This window comes from Lysinibacillus sp. NPDC096382, from assembly GCF_044762845.1.
GTDB lineage: Bacteria > Bacillota > Bacilli > Bacillales_A > Planococcaceae > Lysinibacillus.
Genome location: NZ_JBIWFC010000001.1, coordinates 451600 through 477991, shown reverse-complemented (window position 1 = coordinate 477991; position 26392 = coordinate 451600). Strand labels below are relative to the sequence as shown.

Genomic DNA, 26392 nt, shown 5'->3' with positions numbered 1-26392 from the left:
ATTTTATGAATTATAGCGCTTTTACCTTCGCTACAACATTTTCTACTGTGAATCCGTATTTTTCCATCACTATTTCACCTGGTGCAGAAGCGCCGAACTTGTCAATTGCAAGAACGTCCCCTTCAAAACCAGTGTATTTATGCCAGCCGAATGATGAGCCCATTTCGATTGCAAGACGTTTTGTTACAGCTTTTGGAAGAATAGATTCTTTGTACGCTGCGTCTTGTTTTTCGAAGCGATCCATAGATGGCATTGAAACAACTGCCACATCTACACCATCAGCTTTTAATGCTTTTTGTGCTTCGACTGCAAGTGAAACCTCAGAGCCTGTTGCAATTAAAATGGCATCTGCCACTTCTTTTGTAGCAGGAGACACTGTATAAGCACCTTTAGTAACACCTTCACGTACTGTATCAATAGATGCGTCAAGAACAGGTAAGTTTTGACGGGACAATACTAAAACAGTTGGTGTTTTTTCAGATGCTACTGCTAGCTCCCATGCAACGGCTGATTCATTTGCATCAGCTGGGCGAACAACAGATAAATTCGGCATTGCACGTAAAGATGCAAGGTGTTCGATTGGTTCATGTGTTGGACCATCTTCCCCTACAGCAATTGAGTCATGTGTAAATACATAAGTAACAGGAAGACCCATTAATGCAGAAAGACGTACAGCTGGACGAACATAATCAGAGAATACGAAGAATGTACCACCAAATACGTTAAGACCACCGTGAAGTGCCATACCGTTCATAGCAGCACCCATTGCAAACTCACGTACACCGAACCAAATATTACGGCCAGCATAATCGTCTGCAGAGAAATCTCCAGCGTCTTTCATCGTCGTTTTATTTGAGCCAGCAAGGTCAGCTGAACCACCGAAGAATGATGGAGTTTTCTTTGCAATTGCATTGATTGCATCTCCAGAAGAAGAACGAGTAGCTACTGATTTACCTGCTTCATAAACTGGTAATTCAGAAGCAAAATCTTCTGGTAATTGACCATTCATTGCCTTTTCAAATTGCGCTGCTAATTCTGGGAACTCTTGCTTATATGCTTCAAACTTAGCATTCCAAGCTTCTTCAGGTTGTGCCCCTTGAACTTCAGCAGCTGCTGCGAATGTATCATATGCTTCAGCAGGAATTTGGAATGGCTCGTGTGCCCATTCATATGCTGCTTTTGTTAAAACAACTTCATCTTGACCAAGTGGTGCACCGTGAGAAGCAGCTTTACCAGATTTGTTTGGTGAACCAAAACCGATAACAGTTTTCACTTCAATCAGTGTTGGCTTGCCAGTTGATTTTTTAGCTTCTTCGATTGCTGCGTTAATTGCTTCAACATCTGTACCATCTGCAACTTTTAAATAGTTCCAGCCATAAGATTCGAAACGTTTTTGAACATTTTCTGAGAATGATTTTTCTAAATCACCATCTAAAGAAATATCGTTTGAATCGTATAAAACGATTAACTTTTCAAGTTTTAAGTGACCTGCTAAAGAGATAGCTTCAGCTGCTACACCTTCCATTAAATCGCCATCGCCACAAAGTGCAAATGTATAGTGATCAACGATGTCATGTCCTGGTTTATTGTAAGTAGCTGCTAAATGGCGTTCAGCCATTGCCATACCAACTGTCATAGCAATACCTTGACCTAGAGGCCCTGTTGTTGCCTCTACCCCAACAGTATGACCATATTCAGGATGCCCTGGAGTTAATGAATCCCATTGACGGAAGTTTTGAATTTCTTCCATTGGTAAGCCGTAGCCACCTAGATGAAGTAGGCTATATAAAAGCATAGAGCCATGACCTGCAGAAAGTACAAAACGGTCACGGTTAAACCATTTTGGATTAGCCGGATTATGGTGAAGTTGTTTTGTCCAAAGCGTATAAGCCATTGGCGCAGCCCCCATCGGTAAACCTGGGTGACCTGAGTTTGCTTTTTCAATTGCATCAATTGACAAAGTTCGGATAGCATTAATCGCTAGTTGATCCGCATGTTGAGTCATTATTTTGTGACATCCTTTCTCGTCCTATATATTGTTCTTATACAGTTTAGTCAACATTGCTTCAGAAAACAATGGTTTTGTTATACTATTAACGATTTATAACATACTTTATCTTTATTCAGCGAAAAATCCCCCACATTATAAAGCCGGCAATGAGGCCAACTGAATAAAGATAATGCCTCCGGCGGGATGTCACGGATTTTGAAAGGAATTAACATAAGGATGTTAGCCTAAACCTTCGCATCCTGCGAAAACGGCTAACTGACCTGCATTGCGCAAGCCTAAGCACAATTCAAAATCCGGACGCAATTACGTCGAGGCGTAATTGTCCTAAATGTGTCATATTAATTGAGAAATTTATTTTTTTTCGCTTGTTTAACTTTTTCTGGTGTTACATCATTTCCTTCAGCATCTACCACTTTTACGTTTTCAATTGTATCTCGCATCGTTGATCTAAATGTATCTAGATATTCTTTACGAAGCGCTGATCGTTCCTTAGCTTCTGCCTCTGTTAATGTACCACTTTTAGCCTTAGCAGAAAGTTCATTGATTCGGTTAATTTTTTCTTTTGATAACATAATTACACACCTTTCAATACATATCTTAATGAATATGGTATATAAAGTATAGCATGTATCCCCTTGAAATGCAGTTATACCAACCTTTCAAGTATCACTTTATTCTTGAATGTAGTATAGAGCGAATTTCTAGAAACTTCACTCAGTACACACTTGCAAGGAAATAAAAACATCCTTGCAGGTTAAGGACAATTAGCAAGTGTAATTTGTTCTTTATTTACTAGACCATTTTCCAGAAACAGCAGATAACATTAGCCATGGTTCAATAAACATATTAATTAAAATATGAGCTACTATTGGTGCAAAGGTACTTCGGCCAGCTACAATATAAAGCGTTGCGAGAAGACCCCCTAATATTGTGGTACTTATAATAGCAGGTAATGCAAACTTCCAATCCCCTTTCAAAAGTACCCACATACCGTGAGCAATTCCAAAGAGTATCCCTGAAATTAATATTTGTGCTACGTCTGAAAATGCAATAGTTAATAGGTACTCCATAAGTATATGTCTGAAAACAACTTCTTCAACTATTCCTGTCACAACGGCAGCCCATATCCCAATTACTTTAAGCCAAGAAATAGTAAATAAATGAGCTTTTACAAAAGGTATTGCACTGAGTGTGTATGCAATGTATCCCGTTATGATTAATAGTGTGAAAATCCAAATAAATATATTCGAAAATACATCCGTCCTAAAGCCAATTCCATTTTCAATAAAACCTTCAGGATTATTATAGAACCAAAAAATTATACTAGCTGTTAGCATACTTGCAATACTTACTAATAGCCAACCAGTTTTAGTTCTATCACTTGAGGTAGTTATTTCATTCATATTAATCCTTACCTCCTAATAATGAATTGTCAAATAGTCAATTACTCGAAAAATTCATATCCCTATATTGTTTAGATCTCTATTTCATTTGCAGTACATTAAAAGCTTTTAATTTACCTGGACTCAATATAACGAACGAAATGTACCCCAACAATACGTTTGGAGTAACATGTTGTTATGATTGTGTAAGATGCCTTTTTCGAATAATGACCTGCATTTTCCAAAACGCTGTATATGCTATAATTTTTTTGAGAGGTGATAAAGCTGAAAATAGAGGTAAAAATAGATTCAGAGTATGAAGAGCCACATGTAACAATTTGTACAGCAAAACTTAGTCCTACGATACAAGCTGCTATTTCTTTATTACAAAAAGAGAAAGAAGAACAAATTTTAACAGGGCTAGCAAATAATAAAACATATATCATTGATCCAAATTCAATTATTGTTATTCGAACTGAAGGAAGAGAATTAGCTTTATATGATAAAGATAATAATCGTCTCATATTGAATAAACCTTTATATGAATTAGAGAAGCTATTGGGGAATAATTTTATACGGATTTCTAAATCTGCAATTATAAATCTAACAAAAGTTAAAAATATCGAAGCTTCATTTAACGGAACATTGGAAATTGAGCTAGTTTTAGGAATTAAAGAAGTAATTACTCGTAATTATCGAAAGCAATTTAAAAAGCGTTTGGGGGTTTAAGTTAGGTGCATTTTTTTAAAAATGTAGCGTTTGGTGTAAGTATGGGCTGTACAGTTTTTGTTTTTATTAATCTTTTCGGTTCTTGGATTTTTGGAGATATTTTTTTCGAAGCTATAACGGCTGACTTCATACAACAATCCCTTGGTTCAATTATGGTGGGACTCGCTTGTGTATTACCATCGTACATTTATCAAGTAGAACGTTTAACATTTTTACTACAAACAGCTATCCATTTTGCAATTTCTTTAGGTACTTTTATTGTTGTTGCGCTATTTTTAAATTGGCTTCCCACATCGTCTATAGGAATAACTTTGTTAATGCTATTCTTTAGTGTTTTGCTATTTACTTTAATTTGGGTGTTATTTTATCTATATAACAAATCAGAAGTGAAAAAAATGAATAAAAAGATTGATGAGCTGATAAATAAATAGAAAATAAAACTAATGTGAAATATCAAAGCTTGGAGGAATATAAATTGTTTATCAAAACGAACAGACTTTTAATAAGAGAATTTGAGATTCAAGATTGGCAAGCTGTCTATGAATATACTTCGAATCCAAATGTAATGAAGTATATTCCCGAAGGAGTTTTTAATGAAGAAGAAGCTAAAAAGTTCGTATTAGAAAATAGCGGTGGACAAGCAAAATACTTCCCCGTTATTTTAATAAGCGAAAATATTGTCATTGGTCATATTGTTTTCCATCAATATTTTGGTGACCATACGTATGAAATTGGCTGGGTATTGAATCCGAACTATTACAATAATGGCTATGCCTCTGAAGCAGCAAAAGCTGTACTGAATTACGGATTTAAAGAAAAGCAACTTCATAGAATTATTGCTACATGCCAACCAGAAAATATCCCATCTTATCGAGTGATGGAGAAAATCGGCATGAGACGCGAAGGTTATTTTAAAAAATGCATACCAAATGGAGATGAGTGGTGGGATGAATATTACTATGCTGTCTTAAAAGAAGAGTGGGCATAAGATCCTTTTAGGGATTATCGATTTCTAGAGGAGAAATTTATATAAAAAAGACCGCTGTATTATTGTATCCCCAATTTAGTGAATTGAGTGTAGCATTATCTATATTAATGCAAGGAAATGAACCCGGCATACTGTTGGATTAAACAGCGAAAAAATTAAAGGGGAATCTGGGTTATCTTGTATAGCAGATACACAAATAAGTGATATTAATCTTGACGAAGTTGATAGCTTGATATTACCAGGGTGTTTTATTAATACATGAGCAATATTATTTGATTTTATTAGTCATGTAAATGCCGAAGGAGCTATCATTGCAAGTATTTCTAGCACGCCATCTCTTTTAGCAAAAGCTGGAGTATTAAAGAACAAAAAATATACTGTAGGATTATCTCTAGAAGGTATGGATAAGTTGGGCTTCTTTGATCTTAGTCATCTCTCTGAAGACTTAGTTGTACAAGACGGCAACATCATAACTGCAAGAAGTAAAGGTTTTATACAATTTGGCATTACTGTGGGTAAAGCCCTGCATCTCTCTTTTGATGAAAATTGGTACAGGGCATAAATAAAAATATCGCTAATTGATGATATAAAAATTTTTTATAGTGAATTTATAAGGAAGAGAGGTAGCAATCGCTACTTCTCTTATTTTTTTGCTATTCATTCTATTCGTCGATCGGGTCTACCCGTCAGTTTGGAACTTAGAACCTTTAAAAATTAAAAAATCAGCGGGACGATAAAACTCCCACTGATTAATACGTTACTTTATTTTGCCCGTTACCCTCTTGATGTTCCCGATATCTCCTATGGACTGTAGCTTTGCTTACTTCAAAGCCTAAACCTCTAAGCGTCATGGCGATTTCCTCAAAGGTGAAGCCTCGATTACGTAGGTTGACAATTTCGTCTATAGGAACATCCTTACGTTCTTGACCATTTGGATTTCCACGGTTAGATAAATTGTTTTCAGGGCGATAGCCATTTTCAACGGCACGACGCATGCCACGACGTATTTTAGCATTATGGATTCTGCGCTGGTACTCCTCTACGATTGCTAAAATTTCTAAGAGCATCGTATCCATTTCATTTAATTGTATAGGTCCCTCGTCTCGCATAGAAAAAACATCAGTTTCAGTTTTCTGCAATAAATGCAATACTGCCATTCGAGCATTTCCACGCCCTAAACGTGTTTCATCCTGTACAAATAATGCTTCTATTTCTTTTTCTTTAATGAAATCAAGCATTTCTAGTAAACCTTCACGTTCCACATCATAACCACTATGCTTGTCCATAAAAACACGCTTGACTTCGTAGCCCTGTTCTTTGGCATAGCGCATCAACTCCTCTTGCTGACGCTCTAATGAAGAACTTTGTGTCTCTTTTTCTGTACTCACACGGCAATAGACAACAGCCGATTGTTGATTCATTATCATTTTTCGTTTCTCGCAATTTCAATTGAATTTATAGGGGATTGGCCACCCACTACTGGAATCACTAGGGATTTACCTGCAATAATTTGTACGTTCGATAATTCATTTTCTGTTTTCACAAGCTTAATCCATTCATCCGTTTTCATTTTACCACGGTATTGATCGGCTAACGACCATAAGCTATCACCATGTGTGATTTCAATTTCTGTGTATGTTACATCGCCTGGGTCTGTTATAAAAAGGTATGCCGCCAAAAGCAGACAAGCTCCTAATAAAGTTGTAATATGTGGATTTTTCTTTAACCAGTTCATGTTTAAAACCCCTTTCCTAGAATGTTTGTTCGGAATATATGTTCTCATATTAATACGAACAAACGTTTTTGTCAAACACTTTTCGAACCTATGTTTGCTTAAGTGTTCGCATTCTGTTATACTATTAATTAGTAGAATGATTAAAAAAAGAGGTGAGCAAATATGAAAAAAGTTTCGAAAAGACAAGAGGCCATATTAGAGTTCATTAAAGAAGAAGTACGAGCAAAGGGGTATCCACCATCTGTACGTGAGATTGGTGAGGCAGTTGGACTTGCCTCAAGCTCAACAGTTCATGGGCATTTAGCTCGTTTAGAACAAAAAGGCTTGATTCGACGCGATCCAACTAAACCACGTGCAATTGAAATTTTAGAGCCAGAGGATTCTATTCAAAAGCAACATGTTATTCATGTCCCATTAGTTGGGAAGGTTACTGCAGGTTCTCCGATAACCGCTGTTGAAAATATCGATGAATATTTCCCACTTCCAGATATTTATGGTACAAGTGAAGATCAATTATTTATGCTTGAAATTATGGGTGAATCAATGATTGAAGCTGGCATTTTAGATGGAGATTTAGTGATTGTTAAACAAAAAGCAACAGCTGATAATGGTGATATTGTCGTAGCAATGACTGAAGAGAATGAAGCAACTGTAAAGCGTTTCTTTAAGGAAAAAAGTCATTTTCGTTTACAGCCTGAAAACTCAACAATGGAGCCAATTATTGTAGATCAAGTTTCTATTTTAGGGCATGTTGTAGGTCTATATCGTCGTGTACATTAAAAGTATCTCAATATTAAAGTATAAAAAGAGGTTATTATGTTCACAAATGGGCATATACCTCTTTTTCTTATCTTTTGAGTGTTATGTTAAACGCTAAAAAAGAACCCACTTGAAAATGGATTCCTTACACCTAGCAATATATTCATGTTCATCACCAAGGTTATCTAGAACCTTGGATAAATAATTAATGCTTATAAAGTTTATGCCTCTACCTTAAATTTCAAACTTGCCTTTACAAATGCAGCAAATAGTTTCTTTGATACTGCATCTCCTACAATAGCTAGCTCTTCAGGATGCCATTGTACTGCTAGACAAAATGGTAAATCATCATGCACTACCGCTTCAACGATACCATCACTTGATTTTGCTACCACTTTCAGCTTTTCTGCTACTACGTTTATTGCCTGATGATGAAATGAATTCACAGCAATTTTTTCTTCCTCAATAATCGTTTTTAATAATGTTTCAGGTGATAGATTAACATAATGTGTTGTAACACCTCGTGCTGCCTGTTGCACATGCTTTATTAATTTTTTACTATGATACTCACTTTCAATATCCTGATAGACTGTGCCTCCAAACGCAACATTTAGTATTTGAAGCCCTCGACAGATTCCGAGAATTGGCATTTTCCGAATATAGGCTGCATTAATTAAAGCAAGCTCCACTGCATCTCGTTCAGGATGAATCTTCCCTAATTTTGGTGCAGGTTCTGCGTCAAAGAGGAATGGATGTACATCATAGCCACCTGATAATAATAATCCGTCCGTCAACGATAAAATTTGTGCTACATCCTCTTCAACGCCAATTGGAATTATCAGTGGAACTCCCCCTGCTTCCATTATACTTTTGCTATAAGCAGCATTTAATCTTGAGGACAAATCATCCTCCGCAAAAGCCGTTATTCCGATAATTGGTTTCATCTTATCCCCTCCATGATCTTTATCTTGCATTCACTGCCTGACTATTAATCATTGAAGGAATCCATCAATGATTACTTACCAAAACCCAAGATACCAATTCATCAACGCATCCCCATAGAAATAGATGATAATAGCTGCTAGAGCAATAGAAGGTCCGAATGGTATAGGCGTTTTCCTTCCCTGTCCACGTATCTTTAATACAACGATGCCAACAATCATGCCAATTACTGCCGCTACAAACAGCGTCAAAATTGTATGTATTGTCCCGAGTACGAGACCAAGTAAAAAGAATAATTTAATATCGCCACCACCCATTCCACCTCTTGATAGAACAGCTATACAATACAATATGCCAAAACCTACGACAGCACCAACTATACTGTCCCACCAAGGAGACAAAGGAGAGATCACGCGTCCAAAAACTAGCAATGGTAAAAAGAATAATAGCACCTTATCGGGAATAAGCATATACGCAAAATCCGATACAACAATAATGACTACTAATGAAATTAATAATAGCGCCACAAAAAATTCTGCACTAAAGCCTAATTTCCAATAAGCAAAAGCAAATAATAGGCCAGTAATAAGTTCCATCAGTGGATAAATCCAAGAAATTTTTTGCCCACAGCTACGGCATTTTCCACCTAAAAATAAATAAGACAAAACAGGGACCAAATCAAGCGCCGTCAACTGTCTCTTACAAGAAGTGCAATGCGAGGGTGGGCGCACAATGGACTCCTTCATAGGCACACGTAAGCCAACTACATTAAAAAATGAGCCAAGAACAAGCCCAAATAGTAAAACTGTAATTGTATAAGCGATTTCCATTTTTATGTCCTCCTATACTAATAGACGCCCATACACTTAAGTATGCGCGCCATCTAGATTATTGTTGTCCTTCATAATAGAACGTCGTTACTTGTATGGTTGCTTTTAAAGTTGTATCAGCGTCCTCCTGGAATTTCGCTTCTTCACCAGTTAATGTGAAATCAATCGCATCAATTTTCATCACACGATCAATTTTTTCAATCTCTTTTATAAACTCAACCATAGCTTTATTATCCAATGCGACAACTTCAATATCAAATGTTACGAGTTTTAATTCCTTCGGTAAGGAATCTTTATTAAGAGTAGCAGTTGGTATTTTATCTTTCACTTCAGATGTTTCATCATTCTTAGCAACAGCTTGTTCATCCGCTTCAGTTGCAGATTGCTGTGTATCAGCCTGTTCCTCAGAGTTTGTCGAGTTAGGATCTGTAATAGCTGACTCCATTACGAGCGAATCATAATTATTAAAGTCCATAGCTTCTACCCGTGTGCCCGTCACCACTTCAATCTCTTCAATATTTCGAATTACTTCATCAATAGCTCGAGTTTGAGGTACTTTTTTACGTAATATTAAGTTACTTGTACTATTCGATTTACCATTCTTTTCAATTAAAGCAATCTGCTCCTGAATTGTAGAAACTTCTTGTTGAAGGGCGATATTCGAGCTTTCTTTCGCATCCACTTCTTCTAATTTAGGTGTTACTATATAGTAATAAAGCGCAAATAAAATCGCTGCAATTAAAGCCGTTAAGATAAGAATCGTTGAATTTTTACTACTTGTCATGATTCTCTACCTCCAGCGAGAAATTTAAAATCAATTCCTAATGTAATAGTTGCCGAATAACGTGGTATTTCCTTAAACTTATTTTTAGCACTTTTTTCCTCTTGATTTCCAATAGCAACATCAAAATTAGAAATAGTATCAACCTGTATATCATTGAAATAGGGGCTTGCAGTTAGCTTTTCTAAATAAGATGATATAGCTGACATCGTTTCAAAATCAGCCGTAATTTCAACATTTTTCTCACCAAATACATAGTTCCTTAAATACGTTTGCTCTGGTAATAATACTTGCGTTTCATCCATTAAAGGTGTCACAGGGTAGGATACATTTTCCACAAATTGTACGGATTGCTCCAATGAGCCTTTGTTCGCATCTTGTTTACCATCTAACTCTATTTGAAGTTGTTCGCGTTGCGATGAAAGCTCCACTTCCTGCGCATTTAATTTTGTAAGATCACTTTTCGCTTGGAAAAACAAGAAAATCATGTATCCTACTATCAAACCAATAAGAATAATAAATACTACATATATTAAAGTAGGCGTTGAATGCTTCTTTTCCAAATTTGGCAAGAGGTTAATGTCTGGTACCATCAGTTAACCTCCTTTAATGCAAGTCCAATTAAGCTAGCAAATTGCTCTGAAAATTGAGGGAAAGATTTTTGAATGATTGAATCATTTAACATAATAATCGGTATCGAAAAATTATTTTCTAAAAACTCTTTAACGGTTGAAAGTAGTGGATTATCTCCTAAAATGATAATCTCATCTACACTTTTCTCACCTTTATGTAAGGAAAACTTAAAAAAATTCATAATACGATCGATTTCAAGCATTTGATCGGTAAGAATCATACGATACTCATCTTCGACTTCTGAATGATAAGAAAAACGATACTCTTCAATTTCTTCAGGCTTCCATTTCGATAAATCTGTATCAAATGATTGGTATCGTAAAAACTCCAATTGACCGAATGAAAAAATACTTATCGACAATTCATTGATTGACCAATCCGCTATTAAATAAGTTCGATCGTCCTTTATTAACTGCAAATGCTCTAACAGACGAATATTACACAATGCCCGAATATCTGCTGCTTGTGGATCTAATGTAGCATCGAGTAAAAGTCCAATCATTTTCGTCACTTCTTCTGAAGGTGCCGCAAATAACATGGCCTGTCCATCATTAGGATTCGGGTCATAGACATCGATAAGAGGATCTTGAAACGGAAGATGAATGGACTGACCAAGCTCCATCTCTACATAACCTTTTAATTCATTCCACTCTATATCATCAGGATGCTCAAAGCTCTTTAACAAAACGGAAATATCCGGTACAAAAATACGCGCATTTTGCTTTTTGCCAGCCCATTTTGCCACATCATTTTTCATGACATCAAACAATTCCATTTCATCCTGAATAACAGATCCTTCAACAATCCCTTGTGCTAATGGCATTTCATAGCCTTTCCATTGCGACGGATCAGCACCTTTTGCCACAATCGCACGCAATATATAATCTTTTATTTCAATCGACACATGCGATTTTTTCTTTTTTGTAAACATGTGAAAAGATGCCTCCTTTTTGATTTTTATAACAAAATTTAAATATATTAATCTTTCATTTGAACATCCAATTCATGAATTGGATGTTCTTTGAAAAATTAATATTTAATCTTTCTTTTTATCCTTATCCGTATTACCCATTGCTTTATTCAAATCTTTTTCACTTATTGAAGTACTAGCTCCAGGTTTAAATGCTCCAACTTCAAATTTCGATTTATTTTTAATATTTTTTAAATCATCAAAAGTTATAGTATATTTTTTGCCTGTTTTAGTATATTCTACTTTATCACCGTCTGTTAATTCACCGTCAAAAACGTCTTTAAGAACATCTGTTTTACAGGTAACAGTTTCTAGAGTTGAATCACCACATGCTCCATCTGCAATAGCAATTTTTGCACCCGCTAGGACACCGGCAGCATCTGAAAGGATTGCTTTGTCTTTAGAATTACTAATAACATTCCCAATCGCAGGAATAGCAATAGCCGCAATAATCGCTAGAATGACAATTACAGCTAATAGCTCGATTAACGTTAAACCTTTTTGATTTTTTAATAGTTTTTTGTTTAAGATTTTTTTGAACATCACTGTTCCTCCTTATAAATTGTTATGATTAGTCCGAAAACACAAGTACAACCATTGCTACAACAACTTTTCTCTCTACCACCCCCTTTAAAGTTAGTCACCTACATATTTTCGTATAATGCGAACATTGGTAGGAAAATCGCTGCGACAATCACTCCTACAACCGCTGCTAAAACTAGTATCATTAATGGTTCAATGAGTGATTTTAATGTATCAACGGACCGATCTACCTCATCCTCATAGAAATCGGCTATCTTCTCGAGCATATAATCAAGAGAACCTGTTTTTTCTCCGATAGATGTCATTTGAGTTACTAAAGGAGGAAATAGCCAACTTTTTTCTAATGGCTCTGATAATGTACCTCCTTTTTCTAGATTATCTCTTGCCTCCAGTACAACCTGTCCTACTACTGGATTCCCTGAAACCTTTTCGACAATTGTCAGTGCCTGTAAAATTGGCACTGAACTACTGAACAAAGAAGATAAGGTTCTAGTCATTCGAGCAATTACATTTTTTTGCATTAAAATACCAAATACAGGAATTCTTAATAATGCATAGTTCACATTGTAATGAAATTGCTTATTATTTTTATAGAAAAATCTAAATAGAAGAATCGATAATAAGAGAATGCCAATCGCAAAATACCAGTATGCTATTAACCAATCCGATATACTGACAACAACGACAGTTAAGATCGGCATTTCTATGTCCATTTCTTCAAAAGTAGCCATAAACGTTGGCACGATAAATACCATTAAAAACATCCCTACAGCGATTGTCAGTACTGATAAAATAGCCGGATATGCCAATGCCGATTGTACTTTTTTCTTAATTTTAAATTGTTTTTCAAGTGTCCCTGCTAAACGCTCTAAAGTCTCATCGATATTCCCCGTTGCCTCACCTGAGCGCATCATATTCACAAACATTACTGGAAAAACCTTTGGGTGTTTGGCCGCTGCGTCTGAAAACGCTGTCCCCCCGCGTATATCCTCTTCCACTTGTTCTAATGCTTTTTTCAAGGCTTTACTTTTCGTTTGGCCACTTAAAATATGTGTTGCCTCTACAATTGAAACGCCAGCACGGATTAGTGTTGCATATTGACGACAGTAAATAACGAAATCCTGATGCTTTACTTTACCGCCAATAGTTAAGTCTTTGTGCAAAATGCTTTTAGACTCTTCCAGCTCACGAGCATTAATGCCTTGTGCTCGTAATTTTTCTAGTGCTACTTTTTTGTTAGTCGCGTCAATAATTCCTTTTTTGTGTGCACCTGTTTTTGTGCGTCCACTATATCGAAAAACGGTCAATTATAATCCCCCGCATTCATATATGGCCTTGCTTCTTCCAAAGAAATTTTCCCCATTGCTATTAGCTGCTGCATAGAAGATTCCAAAGTATGCATACCTAAAGCTTTACTCGTCTGCATAACAGTAGGAATTTGGTGAACTTTTTCATTTCGAATTAAATTTGAAATAGATGGTGCTTGTACTAATATTTCAGTTGCAGCAATACGTCCCTTAGCGTCCTTACGTACAAATAAACGCTGTGAAACAATGCCCACTAAAACATTGGCTAGTTGTACACGAATTTGTCCTTGCTGATGTGGTGGAAAAACATCTATAATACGATCAATCGTAGTCGGAGCACTACTTGTATGTAATGTCGCCATCACTAAATGGCCCGTTTCTGCCGCTGTAATGGCTGTTGAAATCGTTTCGTAGTCCCGCATCTCGCCTACTAAAATAATGTCAGGGTCCTGACGAAGCGCAGCACGCAAACCATTGGCAAAGCTCTGCGTATCGACGCCTACCTCACGTTGATTAATAATTGATGTTTTGTGTGTATGTAAATATTCAATCGGGTCCTCAAGCGTGATAATATGCTTTGATTTTGTTTCATTAATATGATCAATCATTGCAGCAAGTGTTGTAGATTTTCCCGAACCGGTTGGCCCAGTTACTAAAATAAGTCCCTGTGGTTTTTCTGCTAATTGATACAATACCTGTGGCATATTTAACGATTCAATGGAAGGAATTTTCGCTTCAATTAAACGGGCTGCTATTGTCACTTCATTGCGTTGATGATACGCATTTACACGAAAACGACATTTCCCGGGCAATGAATAGTTAAAATCAGTTTCCCCTTTATCATGAAATTCTTGTAATTTATGTTCTGGTAAAATAGTTTTCACCATTGCTTGTAATTCTTCAGAAGTTAGTAGTTCACTCCCATAATGTTCTAGCTGCCCATGGATACGATAAACCGGCGGGATCCCTTTTGTTAAATGGAGGTCAGACGCTTTTTCTTCAAATGCGCGTGTTAATAGCTCATCAATATTTCTAAATGTTGTCATGAACATTCACCTCCTAATCTACATTTGCTACACGCAATACTTCTGAAGTAGTTGTTTGTCCTTCTACTACTTTTAACAACCCATCTACTAGTAATGTGTAATAGCCTTCTTGTTTCATATAATCGCGGATCACACTATCGCTACTTCGACTTAAAATCATGTCTTTAATATTGCGGTCGATTGGTAAAATTTCGTGAATAGCCATCCGTCCACGATACCCTGTTTGATTACACGAAGGGCAACCCCTTCCGCGTCTACCATGCGTGAAACCTTCAATGCCGTTATTACGCATTATTTCCAATTCATGGTTAGTAAAAGTATAGTCTTCTCCGCAATCTCGACAAATTCGTCGTACTAAACGCTGTGCCATAATTCCTACAAGTGAGGAGGATAATAAAAACGGCTCTACCCCCATATCTTGAAGTCGAGAAATTGATTCCACTGCACTATTTGTATGTAAAGTACTTAACACTAAATGCCCTGTTAACGAGGCACGTACTGCTATTTGCGCCGTCTCGAAGTCCCTAACTTCACCTATCATTACAATATCTGGGTCTTGGCGCAAAATTGAACGTAATCCAGTGGCAAAAGTTAAGCCTACTTCTTCTTTCACTTGAATTTGGTTTATCCCAGCGAGCTGATATTCAACCGGATCCTCAACTGTAATAATATTGACACCCTCTTCATTCAAGTTAGTTAAGGCAGCATATAATGTTGATGATTTCCCAGATCCCGTAGGGCCGGTAATGAGCAGAATCCCATTCGGATTGGCAATCATGTTTCGGAAAAGGGCCTCGTTTTGCTCTGTAAAACCCAGCTTGTCAATAGAATTGGCAACACTGCTTAAGTCTAAAATCCGCATTACCACTTTTTCTCCATAAACAGTTGGCAGTGTCGAAAGTCGAATATCTACTGGCCTAAAATTAACATTCGTTTTAATACGTCCATCTTGAGGAATTCGATTTTCCGTAATATTTAAATTTCCCATAATTTTAATACGTGCTAATACTATATTTTGCATATGTTTTGGTAAAGAGCGCTCTGTTCTCAAAACGCCATCCACTCGATAACGAACCCTTAGCTCCGTTTCCTGTGGGTCAAAGTGGATATCGCTCGCTCGTTGGGCAACTCCGTTAGCAATGATTTGATTAACTAGCCGAACAATCGGAGAATCCTCTCGTTCAATTTCTTCCTGTGCTTCAGCAACTGTCGCGCCAATGTCGAGCAATGCGGCTTCCATAGACTCTTGTAAATCATAGTATTTCGTTAGTGTACGATATAAGTCATCCTTAGCTGCAATACTTGTTTCGATTTGGCAGCCCGTCGCCATACGTACTTCCTCAATTGCAAAATAATCCATCGGGTCAGCCATCGCGATAAACAGTTTATTTTTTTCGCGACGGATTGGAATAATATTTGTCCGTTTAGCGAGTTCGGCTGGAACAAGTTGAAGTAAATCCGGGCTAATTGAATATTGATTCAAATGAATGTGTGGGATTCCTAGCTGAAACTCTAGTACTTCGATTAACTGTTGCTCGGTTAGAATATTTTCTTTTATAAGAAAATCGCCCAATTTCTCTTCTTTTGTTTTGTTTGTAAGAGCAAATTCTAATTGCACATTTGTAATAACACCAGATTCGACAAGTAAATCACCTAAGCGCTTTCGTCCAGTTTTTACGATCATTCGCGTTTGCTCCTCTCTTTACGGGCTTATTTGTATAAAATTCCCACCTTTATCGTAGTAGCCGTATACAATTTCAGGGTCATTCGGGTCTGTTGAAGTATTAGTATCTTTACTCGTTATTGCAGCATTATTGCCGAATTTTTTATTTTCAGATTGTGTATCCGGTAATCCATCTCCATCTAAATCCATTTGTAAGTCTGGATCATTGAGATTTACCTTATCCGTTCCACTACTATTTTCAGAAGCAACAGGTTGTCTTGAAGATTTCACAATAATTTTGTTAACTGGTGGATAATAGTCACGACTAACAAGTTCCTCTGTAGTGTTACCATTTTCTGAAATCGAGCGATACACTTCGACCCGTATGCCTTCTTGACCTTTTTGAATAACTTCTTCTCTACCTGCTGGTAAATCTTTCGAATAGCGAGTAATGACTCGAGGTTGTATAATCTTATCTTTACTAACACGAACTGAAACTTCTTTGTCTTTCTTTTGAGCTAGTAATTCCACTTTTAAAGAATCACCTTCTACTGTGAGTTTTAATTTATTTGGTTGATCCGAACGGTTTATAAATTGCAAATCTTTATCTAACGCTTGATTCACCTTCGCATCCAAACCTTGTTGTAAATAATTTGGCTTCTCTCCTTGGGAATGTCTTTCTGAAATCTCATATTCGGTTTGAAGAGCAACATGATAAAGCAAAGAGGCGACGAAATTAATCGCTTCACTATCTGATTCTTCATATTTTTCTTCTATCATTGTAAAAAAAGAAAACGGTTCATTCGGTAAAACAATAGCATCATTTAATGTATTCGCTAATTTATCAACACCCATTGCATTTGCAGGGATTTCCTCAATCGATAGAGCTAAACGCTCCGCTTCTATTAAATTAGTATCTGCAACTGTTGCAGGGACTTCGCGACTTTTTAAATTGGAAGCTTCGGTGATAATCGTATGTAAAGTCCTTTCAACTTCCCATACACCAGTAGCCTCAAGCTGCTTCTTCACTTGCTCGTCAACTACCACATGTAAGGGTATATGTACTACTTGTCTTTGCTTCCAGAAAGCAAGCCAAGACTTGTCAGTTAAACTATGATATTCAGCTAACGTACTCTCTACATCAAATACAAACAATTTAGGGTCGAGTGAAATCGTAACATTAGCCCCTTCTACATCGATAGGAGCCTCTTGCCAAGTATTTATGGCCTCTCGTAAAGCATTTTCAATAGCATCATCTTCTAAATCCTTAACTGATATTCCACCGATTGTAGATTCATCGCCTTTAGCTAATGCTCTATCAATCATTAAGTTCGGTATCCAGACTGTTAATAAAATGATTAGAACAACTACTATTGAGCCTAGCTTCAAATGTAATTTCATAGCCTTACCGCCTTTGCAAATATATCCAAAAATAAAATGTCTAATTACTCATATCTATCCATTACTTTTTATTCATATTTTTACCATACAGCATACTAGATATTATTTAATGAGTCTTTTTAACTAAAAAAAGTTAAAATTTTATGAACTGAAATTTTTTCATGTGTAATTAAAATCATCAATAACACATTGTCAATAAGGTAAACACCCTATATAATGAGGTTATATATACCTATGTATTTCCGAATCAAACTTATTAAATCAACTTTTCTAGATAGAAAAAACTATTAGATCGGAGGTATTTATGTTGATCAAATCACAGAGAGGATTTTCTTTAATTGAAGTAGTTGCATCACTTGTATTAATATCCATTATTCTCTTATCCTTTGCCCAAATATTTATATTTACGAATAAAACAGCCATAGTAAATACCGAAAAATTAGTCACTGTAAATTTAGCCGATGCTGTATTAGCTAAATTAAAATCTGATCCACTTACCAAAATAGCTACACAAGACTTAAATGATTATTTTAAAGATACCGGTGAACCAGATGCCAAAAAGGAACCTCACAAGATAGTTTTAAATGGAAAAACATATGCAATTACATATACCCCTTATCAAAATTCTAATAAATATGTGAATTCAGATTTCACAGAAAAGGATTTAAATCTAATAAAAGTAGTTGTAACAGTAACTTCTCAAAATGGAAAAACAAAAGGCTCGTCGGAAGGATATGTGTCAATTGAATAAATATATTAAAAATCAAAACGGTTTGACACTAATTGAATTACTCGCAACGATTGTTATTCTAGCAATCGTCTCCACCCTTATCTTTTCAATCCTTGTGAAAACTTTAGAAACGAATCAAAATATTCAACAAGAAACTATGCTTAGAGATGAGGCAGATCTAATCATAAGTAAATTTATTAAAACCCTCTATACAACAAACCAAAGTCATATTGTTAGGAATATCAGTAATCAATATATTGAAGTAACCAATGATCTGTCTAAATGTAAAAAAAACGATGATGGTAAATGGATTATTACTAGCGAATGCGAAAAGACTCTTGAGCCTATAGGATTTAAAACTGAAAATAGCACTACATATATCCATTTTAAAAAGGAGAAATATAAAGTTCAAAACAGCAACATTAAAATTTCCGAAGATTCCGAAATAGAAGGAAACCCTATAGTCGAATCCATTTACACAATCAATTTAAAGCTTGCGATTATAAAACAACGTTCAGGTAATGACCAAACAAAAACTATGGAATTTAAAAATCAGATTGAACCTATTGTAAGCTCAAAATAGTTTAAATAAAGGAGATTGTACTATGAAAATTTTCCGGCAAAATGAAAATGGCTATTCATTGTTAATAACATTTGCAGTCATCATCATTTTCACTATACTCGGTTTGAGTCTTATCACTTTAACGTCAAGCGGCATTACAAAAAACAACACCCGAGAGGAACTAGTACAAGCACAAGATTTATCAGATAAAGGAATCGACTATGCCGTTAAAGACATTCAAGCTATTCTAAATAAAGAGATTAAAGATAAACCTATGGGAAAGACTGCATTTGAAACTTTCCTCGATAACACCTTGAATGCTTCAAAGCTAAGTTGCTCGCAAGGCATTAACATCCCTGCTGAGAAAACTAATCAAACAAACGTCTGCATCGAGAAAGTAGAACTAATTTCAAATGAAGAGAAGGATCGTTATAAACGCCTAGTAACATTTAAAAGTACTGGAAAAGTAAATAGTAAAGAGCATATTACATATTCACAAATCATCATCGGCACAGATGCAATTCCAGATCAATTACGCTATGCTGTTTCAACGAATGACGAGGGGAATCTTTATTTACATGGTGGTGTTGAAATTCAGGGAGATATTAAAACAGATGGTCATTTAATTATCTCTGAAAAAGCCCATTGGCTAAAAAATAATATGGCACAATGGCCAGATAGCGTTTTTCCTAGAATAATTCCAGACTCTAAAAGTGTTACCCCCAAAATTATTATGAGGGAATCAGAAAAAAATATATATTATGTAAATAATACTGTTGATTACTCCTCACATATATCTGGCAATACAAACTATTTAAACGGTTCAAAATATACAAAATTCACTCCCTCAAATCCTACTACAAAAAGTGAATTACAGAATCGTTTGTTTTTAACAAAAAATGTATCCCTAGTCACAAAAAGCTTACCGGGAGATAATCTTGAAATAACAGAGAAAGTTATACCTTTGTATACAAATAAAAATTATAATAAAAATTATCCTTCTGGATTAAGTGTCTCGTACATAAATCACGAAACATCTAAATTTAATAGAGACAATATCATTTTCATACATGGAGAAAAAGAAGACTGTAATATTTGGGGTTTATTTGGATGCAAGAAAACCCTCGATAGAGGAAATTTTAATATTAATGGAAGTGGAAAAACTTTAAATTTGTCGGGCACCTATTTTATTAATGGAGATTTCATTGTAAACAATACTAATTTACGGAGCGACGCCATGCTATATGTAAATGGCAACGTTGATATTAAAGATAGTACTTTAAATGGAATAAATTCAAATAGCACCCTCTTTATTTTCGCTACAGGAGATATTTCAATTAGTAATATTTCTGTTGATAGTGCTACGCCTAGTATGATTAAAGGCTTTTTCTATTCAAAACAAAACATGATTATGTATGGAGTTGGCTCGAATATAAACTTGTACGGAGGCATTTCTGCAAAACGAACGATTCTAACTGCAGTACGTGGTAATAGTAATAACTATACTTATGAAAGTTCTAAAAACCAAAAAGAAACCGTTATTACAAATGGTATTGAAGTACCTAAAAGAAAGTCCAGATTAAAAATAACCTATGACGAAAATTTAATATCTCAATATACATCCTTTAAACGTGATGAAGAAGAAGAATTTATTACAGAATTGAACGAACCCGAAACAATTAATCGTTATTAAAATAAGGGTTGTTTAGAAAGACTGATTTCACACAGTCATTGTAAACAACCCTTTTCTATTATTTCCTCAAGAACCATCCCGACAAATCGAAGAGTATATGTTTTTCAACAGCTTAATGCATTTAGTCAACTTCAAGCATACCATTAGAAATTGTTAAATTGTTATTTTCTTCAAAAATCAAGCCACCATTTGATATTGTATCTTCAATCGTTTTCGGTTTGTACGTAACAGCCGGAGCTCCACTAGTCTTGACTGTATGAGCCATTATTCCGCCTATAACTGTTCCTGATCCCCCCAATATGACTCTTGCGTTAGGGGCATATATATATAAGTTGTGATTATAAGATCCTCCTTCAATGGTGATATTTGATCCGCCTGCATAGATATTTCCTTGTACGCTACCAGAACCATCAATTTTTATATTGGTTGATTTAGCATAAATAGAGGCTTTTGTGCGTGTATTACCAGTAAAATCCATTGGCGAAGTGCCTGCATAATAGACACTTAATTGGCCTATGTCCCCTGTATTATTCATACTTGAATCCCCCTTTAAATCAAAAGCATTCTTTATATACAAAGTTAATTTACCACTTCCTATAATATTTAAATGACCTTGAGAGAAGTCAAAGTTATCTATAAATAAATTTTTGTCTGAATTACCAACATCAATCGTTAATATATTATTCGAAGCAACCATAAGCGTCTTGACGTACATATCCTGAGAAATCGGAAGAATACCATTGAAATTTGGTTCACCATTTATCTTTCTATCCTTATCAATCTCAATTGAATTATTTTTTAAAAAATGTTCAACTCGCTCCCCACCGATCGTAACTTGTATTGATTTCGTATATGGCCTTGTGCTTAAATTAGTAAATTGATTATCCGGGAAAGGTGGCAATATATCTTCAGGAAACGCAACATTCCCTATAATCTTATTTGTAATAGTCATCCAGTCTGGTTTTGAAAACTTATCTAAAGTTGTGCCAATTTTCCCATTAATTTTTGTATCATCTTGTGTAATATCAATATTTCCACTTTCAGATACAACATCCCCATTAAACTTACCGCCCCCAAGTATGATGTTTTCAATAGCGTGGATAGCAGCGGCATTTGAAAAAGCAGGGCCAGTTTCCGTTCCACTTCCTAAATTAACTGTAATTGTTTGCGCTACGGCTCTCGTTTTCTTACCAATAGATCCAACAGACGTTATTTTATATTGCAAAGGTTCTGTATTTTCTTGAACAATTGTTACATTCGCAATAGGTTGTTCTTTAAATTGTTCATCAAAAGTGACTGTAGCAGTATATGTTGATTGGGTATTCTCTTCAAAGGTTTTTTTTAAGCTACTTTCAAATGCATCAATAAAATCTAACTTGAATTTTTCCGGCTTTCTTTTATCAAGAGGTAGCTTATTGAAATCCTTTCTATTTTGATCGTATGTAATTTTAGCTATTTGTTCTACTTTGCTTTTTGTACTGTTTAAACCGCCTTCTGCAATGTAAAATACAGATTGGTCATCTCGCTCACTAGTAGAAATCTTTAATGAATTTGCAGTAAGTGTTAAAAGCGTAATTCCAAGAACTGATAGTAAAGCAATTGTCAAAATTACTAAAAGTAACGAATACCCATTTTCTTGTTTTAAATACTTAAACATCTAGCTACCTCCTCTGAAATATATAGTTGATGAAAAGGGCTTATTATTTGGCGTTGTAATATCAATAATTATATGACTCCGTTTATCTTTAATTTTAAAATCAAGTACATTCACTGCAATTATTTCATCGTCCCTTGCAATTGTCTGATTATTTCGATGAAACACGTAGTTGTATTTTTGATTATTTTGATTATTAGTTAATATATATTCTGTACGATCATCTAAGTCTTTCGTAATAATTTCTGTAGATTTACGAGTATCTTTAGTGACAACTTTCAAAATATAAGTTGCATCAGACAATTGCACACTCGATTTCATTTGTTTATCGCTAGAAGTCTTGCCATTCGTTAAGATCGACATTAGAACAATAGAAACGAGTGTAACTATTATGGTAACAGCCAAAACTTCTAGTAAGGTCATGCCTCTCTCATTATAAAATTTAGACATATGCACCACCTCTTTCCTTATAAGCTAAAGATATTTTGCACTTTTGCTTTTAATATCTTCCCTCTTGCATCATAGACTTCAATAGTAATCCTAACTGTTTTATCAGACGACATATCTTCAGCTGTCACTATTATGATTTCCTTATTTTTAGCATTCACGGGTGTCACTTTATACTGAGTGGTATTACCGCTCGATTTCTCTTCATCCTTTTCGTTTACATATGGAAAGTCAGATTCCCAAGTTTCGATTTTGGTGGATTTGAAGTAGTTATACATTTTCTCCATTTCCTTTTGCGCTAAATAGGTTGCATCAATAATTTGTTCAGAGCTTTTTCCTGTTTTATTCGATTGAATGAGTAAGCCAAAAAAGGATACTAAGATGATAGTTATGATAACTAAAGAAGCAATAACCTCAATTAAAGAGAATCCCCCTTGACTGTTAAATAATTCTCTATTTTTACGCTTCATTTTCGCCCTCCTTCTGCAGATAATACTTTTATTAATATAAGATATCAAAAAAGTCTATTAGCCTTAAACACTATAATAACAGTGCTTATAGCAACTAATATTCACTAATTATTCAATTAAATACTATTTTATGATAATTACACTATTCCATATATAAACAATATTTACAAGACCACTTCTTCATATGAATATATATATTCTTCAAAATTTTCCATACCTAAAACTACGTTTAAATTACAATAAAAAGCAATACGATGTAAAAAAACGTTTACCCAAATTATGGTAAACGTTTTTTTGTGAAAACATTTTATTCATTTCCTCAACAACCTACCCGACAACAGCAACCCAATCCCACCAATCGTCATAAACAGGACTGCTCGTATTAGTAAGTCTAGTGCTGACAAATCAAAGAATATAAGCTTAATAAACGCAATAACTAAGATGATAAAACCTGTTATGCGTAATGTTCGTAAGTTTCGCACGTTACTAAGCCAAAGGGAGATACTTGCTGTCAGGAATAACGTAATCGTTGAGAAGGCAATGCTTAGCTTCCAATCAAGCAAACTGTTGTAGGAAAGCTGGAAGATGAGACCCCAAACAGCTATCATCGTAAGCACCACACCTGCACTTACAATTGGGTCAAGAAGTTTCTCTATTTGCTCTTGATAGCTTTGATAAATGCGACCCTTCATCAGTAAATCGATCATAATTGCTACGATAACAGCTATATAGACAATTCTTGTCACTATATTTAACCACTCGACACCTTGCATATTGTACGGAATTATTTCAAGCATTATTGTGAAGAGTATGAAAAATACACTAAGGACCGGCGTTAATGCACGCCCTTTGTATTTTGTTGGTACTAAAAGTGATCCCGCGAAAAGTACAGCGAGGATCATACACATTAGATGTGGAATATTACCAGCACCTGCAAAGTACGTTCCATCCAGCTTTCCGATATAAGCTAAGAAATAACCAGTCGTTATTACTGCTAAAAAGTCAATCACATATAGTTCCTTCATTACCTTTTCAAATACAGTCTGTGTCTCTTTCGGACGTCTTGCATATACATAAATAATTAGGAGATATATTCCTGGCATTATCAAGCTAACATGGTCTATGCTAAAAAATGGTGTTGGCTCATGAATTATAAAGCTTAAAGCGAGTGCAATCATAAATGAAAATGAGCTGACAATCTTCATCCTACTAATTCGTAAACGTAAACTCATCATTACGCCCATAAAGGTAATGAATGGGATGAGCAAATGATCCACTTTCTCTGGGAAATTCATAACTAGTAGTGTATTACATAATGTAATAAATGCGAGTGTTACGGCACTATCAAATGCCTCCTGCCATTTTTGCTTATAGCCATAACCCGCTAAAGCTGCAAACAAGCAAACTAATATGAGTAATAGTGCTTCGCTATATTCAATAGGACTAATGATAAAGTTCAAGAGCAATAAACTAAAGGCTCCTAGGCTAAATTGAAGTCCAACATGGATATATTTCAATTTAGACTCTGCATTATATAAACGGTACCAACTCGTGTGAAAAATAGATAAAACAACAAGGAAACCTATTGCAAAAACAGCTCGATTGTCCTGATTCATAAACGCTATAATGCTGACAGCTAGCACTGAGAAAAAGGTTGCTATATAGAGAGCCAACTTCTGCTTGTGTTGATGAATAACAAATTGCAGCATCGTAAATAGGACAACCACATAGATTAAAATAATGATAGGACTAAAATCCATATATTCTAATAAATAAGGTAATAATAATGAGGTAAATGCTACGAATATTGTTAGTACTTCGTTTTTCTTTAAATAGCTAATAGCAATACCGTAGCCGATATAAACGGCTGCAATAACAAGTGCCATCGTTAAACCGATGATTTCATACAATATCGCACTAGCCGCTGTTGTTAATATTCCAACAATAAACGCCCCACCGTATAAAGATATTGTGATGGCTGAAGACCCTATTTTTTTATGTTCCAACACATAAGCTGTTGCGGCTAAGGCAAGCGATAATGCATAGGCGAGAATAATTTTAACCTCGTTCGATAAATAGCCATAATCATTCACAAGCTTAAGACCCCAAAGCACCCCCATCACTAAAATTACCATAAATACTTTTGGAAGTGCCCACATAAAACGTTCTTCCAACGTTCGCTGTGGCTCCGTCTTTTTTTCTGGAGCTGGCATTGTTTTTGGCCTTTGTTCCAAGTTTGAATTTGGCTTTGGGCTTTGCGCTAGTTTTGGCGTAGATTGCTCAATGATGGATTTTCTGGCGTTCAATATGCTTGTTTTATCAACAGATTGCTGACGCTTTAAGCCCTCTAATTCCTGCCGTAAATCCACCATTTCTTGCTCGAGCGTGGCAATCCTCCGCTCCATTTCAAGCGACATTCAATCATCCTCCCTGCACTATCAATTTTTAACATTATAACATATTTATTCTTGTTGTAAAATTACACTTTTGATTTATTTTTACCCCATTATTTATCTTGGTCTTCGATACATTAAAGCACGTTCACTATCACTGGTTCCCCGTGTAGTTGGATCTACTACAACTCCTATTAAAACGAAAATTGATAATACGGTATTTAAGATGTGCGTTGCCTGATCACTCATTGCACTCGTTAAGTCATAGCCAAAAATAGTTGCTACTTGCTGTGCGAGTAACAAAATCAACGAAAATAGCGCAAATAAAAATGGTTTATGCTGAAAACGGATCATCCAGTTAATTCTCATAAATACTCACCTCCCTCCTTCTTATACACAGTATATGCTCCTCCGTAATATGGCACATATGCAAAAATGGAGCTATAAATAGAATAAGAGGGATTTTTATACCACAAATATTATTAAGTACAAATATGCAATGCTAGTTTTCACAAAATGCACATTAAAAAGCCATCTCAGCAATGAGATGGCTTCGAATTGTTGAAAATCTATTATGTTAATGAAATTAAGTATAGCTCTTCGACAAAACGAGGGATTGATTTCCATTCCGACTGGGCGCTTTCTCGGGGGCGTCAAGTCTTCGCTCTATTTTATATCAGCTGAAGTTTTTTGTGGGAAAGTGAAGCGACAGCAACACCAAAT

General features: G+C 35.5%; 27 protein-coding genes and 1 pseudogene. 8 read left to right on the top strand and 20 right to left on the bottom strand.

The window, feature by feature from the left end:
* Positions 1-10: 10 nt before the first annotated feature.
* The 3 genes from tkt to ACIQZA_RS02225 form a co-directional block, all read right to left on the bottom strand.
* On the bottom strand, positions 11-2005 hold the full coding sequence (gene tkt, locus ACIQZA_RS02235) for a transketolase (RefSeq protein ID WP_142507340.1): 1995 nt from the start codon (positions 2003-2005) through the stop codon (positions 11-13).
* Between the two features lie 344 nt (positions 2006-2349).
* Positions 2350-2583: a DUF896 domain-containing protein gene (locus ACIQZA_RS02230; RefSeq protein ID WP_132363207.1), complete on the bottom strand. Its 234-nt coding sequence runs from the start codon at positions 2581-2583 to the stop codon at positions 2350-2352.
* Positions 2584-2796: 213 nt separating this feature from the next.
* Positions 2797-3414 (bottom strand): CPBP family intramembrane glutamic endopeptidase, encoded by a 618-nt coding sequence (locus ACIQZA_RS02225; RefSeq protein WP_402879974.1) that lies wholly within the window; start codon positions 3412-3414, stop codon positions 2797-2799.
* A 255-nt stretch (positions 3415-3669) separates the two neighbouring features.
* On the opposite strand from ACIQZA_RS02225, the gene ACIQZA_RS02220 reads away from it, so the two are divergent.
* The 4 genes and pseudogenes from ACIQZA_RS02220 (at position 3670) to ACIQZA_RS02205 (ending at position 5672) form a co-directional block, all read left to right on the top strand.
* Entirely contained in the window at positions 3670-4122 is a 453-nt protein-coding gene (locus ACIQZA_RS02220) for a LytTR family DNA-binding domain-containing protein (RefSeq protein WP_402879976.1), read from the top strand.
* 5 nt (positions 4123-4127) lie between these two features.
* The gene (locus ACIQZA_RS02215; protein WP_402879977.1) at positions 4128-4553 is read left to right on the top strand and encodes a DUF3021 domain-containing protein; all 426 of its coding nucleotides are present in this window, start codon (positions 4128-4130) and stop codon (positions 4551-4553) included.
* A gap of 44 nt (positions 4554-4597) precedes the next feature.
* Positions 4598-5110 carry a GNAT family N-acetyltransferase gene (locus ACIQZA_RS02210; RefSeq protein ID WP_402879979.1) on the top strand — a complete coding sequence of 171 codons (513 nt, stop codon included), beginning with the start codon at positions 4598-4600 and terminating at the stop codon, positions 5108-5110.
* A 154-nt stretch (positions 5111-5264) separates the two neighbouring features.
* Positions 5265-5672, top strand: a pseudogene (locus tag ACIQZA_RS02205) (DJ-1/PfpI family protein).
* Between the two features lie 187 nt (positions 5673-5859).
* On the opposite strand, the gene ACIQZA_RS02200 reads toward ACIQZA_RS02205, so the two are convergent.
* Positions 5860-6537: a YneB family resolvase-like protein gene (locus ACIQZA_RS02200; RefSeq protein WP_402879981.1), complete on the bottom strand. Its 678-nt coding sequence runs from the start codon at positions 6535-6537 to the stop codon at positions 5860-5862.
* Positions 6534-6845, bottom strand: coding sequence for a cell division suppressor protein YneA (gene yneA, locus ACIQZA_RS02195; protein ID WP_400934500.1), 312 nt, complete (start codon positions 6843-6845; stop codon positions 6534-6536). Before yneA ends, ACIQZA_RS02200 begins: the two co-directional genes overlap by 4 nt.
* A 162-nt stretch (positions 6846-7007) precedes the next feature.
* Between yneA and lexA the strand changes: the two genes are divergently transcribed.
* Positions 7008-7625, top strand: coding sequence for a transcriptional repressor LexA (gene lexA / locus ACIQZA_RS02190; protein WP_132363219.1), 618 nt, complete (start codon positions 7008-7010; stop codon positions 7623-7625).
* A 200-nt stretch (positions 7626-7825) separates the two neighbouring features.
* Here the strand turns inward: lexA and ACIQZA_RS02185 are convergent, their stop codons facing one another.
* From ACIQZA_RS02185 to ACIQZA_RS02140, 10 genes are all read right to left on the bottom strand, one after another.
* Positions 7826-8548: a gamma-glutamyl-gamma-aminobutyrate hydrolase family protein gene (locus ACIQZA_RS02185; protein WP_402879982.1), complete on the bottom strand. Its 723-nt coding sequence runs from the start codon at positions 8546-8548 to the stop codon at positions 7826-7828.
* Positions 8549-8623: 75 nt separating this feature from the next.
* Positions 8624-9376, bottom strand: coding sequence for a prepilin peptidase (locus ACIQZA_RS02180; protein WP_402879983.1), 753 nt, complete (start codon positions 9374-9376; stop codon positions 8624-8626).
* A gap of 58 nt (positions 9377-9434) precedes the next feature.
* Positions 9435-10160 carry a potassium transporter gene (locus tag ACIQZA_RS02175; protein WP_402879985.1) on the bottom strand — a complete coding sequence of 242 codons (726 nt, stop codon included), beginning with the start codon at positions 10158-10160 and terminating at the stop codon, positions 9435-9437.
* The gene (locus ACIQZA_RS02170; protein WP_402879987.1) at positions 10157-10750 is read right to left on the bottom strand and encodes a PilN domain-containing protein; all 594 of its coding nucleotides are present in this window, start codon (positions 10748-10750) and stop codon (positions 10157-10159) included. The genes ACIQZA_RS02175 and ACIQZA_RS02170 overlap by 4 nt, the downstream gene beginning before the upstream one ends.
* The gene (gene pilM, locus ACIQZA_RS02165; protein ID WP_402879989.1) at positions 10750-11721 is read right to left on the bottom strand and encodes a type IV pilus biogenesis protein PilM; all 972 of its coding nucleotides are present in this window, start codon (positions 11719-11721) and stop codon (positions 10750-10752) included. Before pilM ends, ACIQZA_RS02170 begins: the two co-directional genes overlap by 1 nt.
* A gap of 105 nt (positions 11722-11826) precedes the next feature.
* Positions 11827-12303 (bottom strand): prepilin-type N-terminal cleavage/methylation domain-containing protein, encoded by a 477-nt coding sequence (locus ACIQZA_RS02160; RefSeq protein ID WP_400934489.1) that lies wholly within the window; start codon positions 12301-12303, stop codon positions 11827-11829.
* A gap of 101 nt (positions 12304-12404) precedes the next feature.
* Entirely contained in the window at positions 12405-13610 is a 1206-nt protein-coding gene (locus ACIQZA_RS02155; protein WP_402879990.1) for a type II secretion system F family protein, read from the bottom strand.
* Positions 13607-14656 carry a type IV pilus twitching motility protein PilT gene (locus tag ACIQZA_RS02150; RefSeq protein WP_402879992.1) on the bottom strand — a complete coding sequence of 350 codons (1050 nt, stop codon included), beginning with the start codon at positions 14654-14656 and terminating at the stop codon, positions 13607-13609. Before ACIQZA_RS02150 ends, ACIQZA_RS02155 begins: the two co-directional genes overlap by 4 nt.
* A gap of 13 nt (positions 14657-14669) precedes the next feature.
* Positions 14670-16340 carry a GspE/PulE family protein gene (locus tag ACIQZA_RS02145; protein ID WP_402879993.1) on the bottom strand — a complete coding sequence of 557 codons (1671 nt, stop codon included), beginning with the start codon at positions 16338-16340 and terminating at the stop codon, positions 14670-14672.
* 18 nt (positions 16341-16358) lie between these two features.
* Positions 16359-17720, bottom strand: coding sequence for a VanW family protein (locus ACIQZA_RS02140; protein WP_402879994.1), 1362 nt, complete (start codon positions 17718-17720; stop codon positions 16359-16361).
* Positions 17721-18024: 304 nt separating this feature from the next.
* On the opposite strand from ACIQZA_RS02140, the gene ACIQZA_RS02135 reads away from it, so the two are divergent.
* The 3 genes from ACIQZA_RS02135 to ACIQZA_RS02125 are packed head-to-tail and all read left to right on the top strand — an operon-like array spanning position 18025 to position 20705.
* Complete coding sequence (locus tag ACIQZA_RS02135) at positions 18025-18471, top strand: type IV pilus modification PilV family protein (RefSeq protein WP_400934479.1); 447 nt, start codon at positions 18025-18027, stop codon at positions 18469-18471.
* On the top strand, positions 18464-19033 hold the full coding sequence (locus ACIQZA_RS02130) for a PulJ/GspJ family protein (RefSeq protein WP_402879995.1): 570 nt from the start codon (positions 18464-18466) through the stop codon (positions 19031-19033). The genes ACIQZA_RS02135 and ACIQZA_RS02130 overlap by 8 nt, the downstream gene beginning before the upstream one ends.
* A 22-nt stretch (positions 19034-19055) precedes the next feature.
* On the top strand, positions 19056-20705 hold the full coding sequence (locus ACIQZA_RS02125; protein WP_402879996.1) for a hypothetical protein: 1650 nt from the start codon (positions 19056-19058) through the stop codon (positions 20703-20705).
* Positions 20706-20826: 121 nt separating this feature from the next.
* On the opposite strand, the gene ACIQZA_RS02120 is transcribed toward ACIQZA_RS02125, so the two are convergent.
* From ACIQZA_RS02120 to ACIQZA_RS02100, 5 genes are all read right to left on the bottom strand, one after another.
* Complete coding sequence (locus ACIQZA_RS02120; protein ID WP_402879997.1) at positions 20827-22362, bottom strand: DUF7305 domain-containing protein; 1536 nt, start codon at positions 22360-22362, stop codon at positions 20827-20829.
* Entirely contained in the window at positions 22363-22782 is a 420-nt protein-coding gene (locus ACIQZA_RS02115) for a hypothetical protein (RefSeq protein WP_402879999.1), read from the bottom strand. It abuts the gene before it with no gap.
* A 44-nt stretch (positions 22783-22826) separates the two neighbouring features.
* Positions 22827-23276 (bottom strand): type IV pilus modification PilV family protein, encoded by a 450-nt coding sequence (locus ACIQZA_RS02110; RefSeq protein WP_400934472.1) that lies wholly within the window; start codon positions 23274-23276, stop codon positions 22827-22829.
* A 311-nt stretch (positions 23277-23587) separates the two neighbouring features.
* Positions 23588-25693 (bottom strand): DUF2339 domain-containing protein, encoded by a 2106-nt coding sequence (locus ACIQZA_RS02105; protein WP_402880001.1) that lies wholly within the window; start codon positions 25691-25693, stop codon positions 23588-23590.
* 93 nt (positions 25694-25786) lie between these two features.
* Entirely contained in the window at positions 25787-26038 is a 252-nt protein-coding gene (locus tag ACIQZA_RS02100) for a phage holin (protein WP_400934469.1), read from the bottom strand.
* Between the last annotated feature and the right edge of the window lie 354 nt (positions 26039-26392).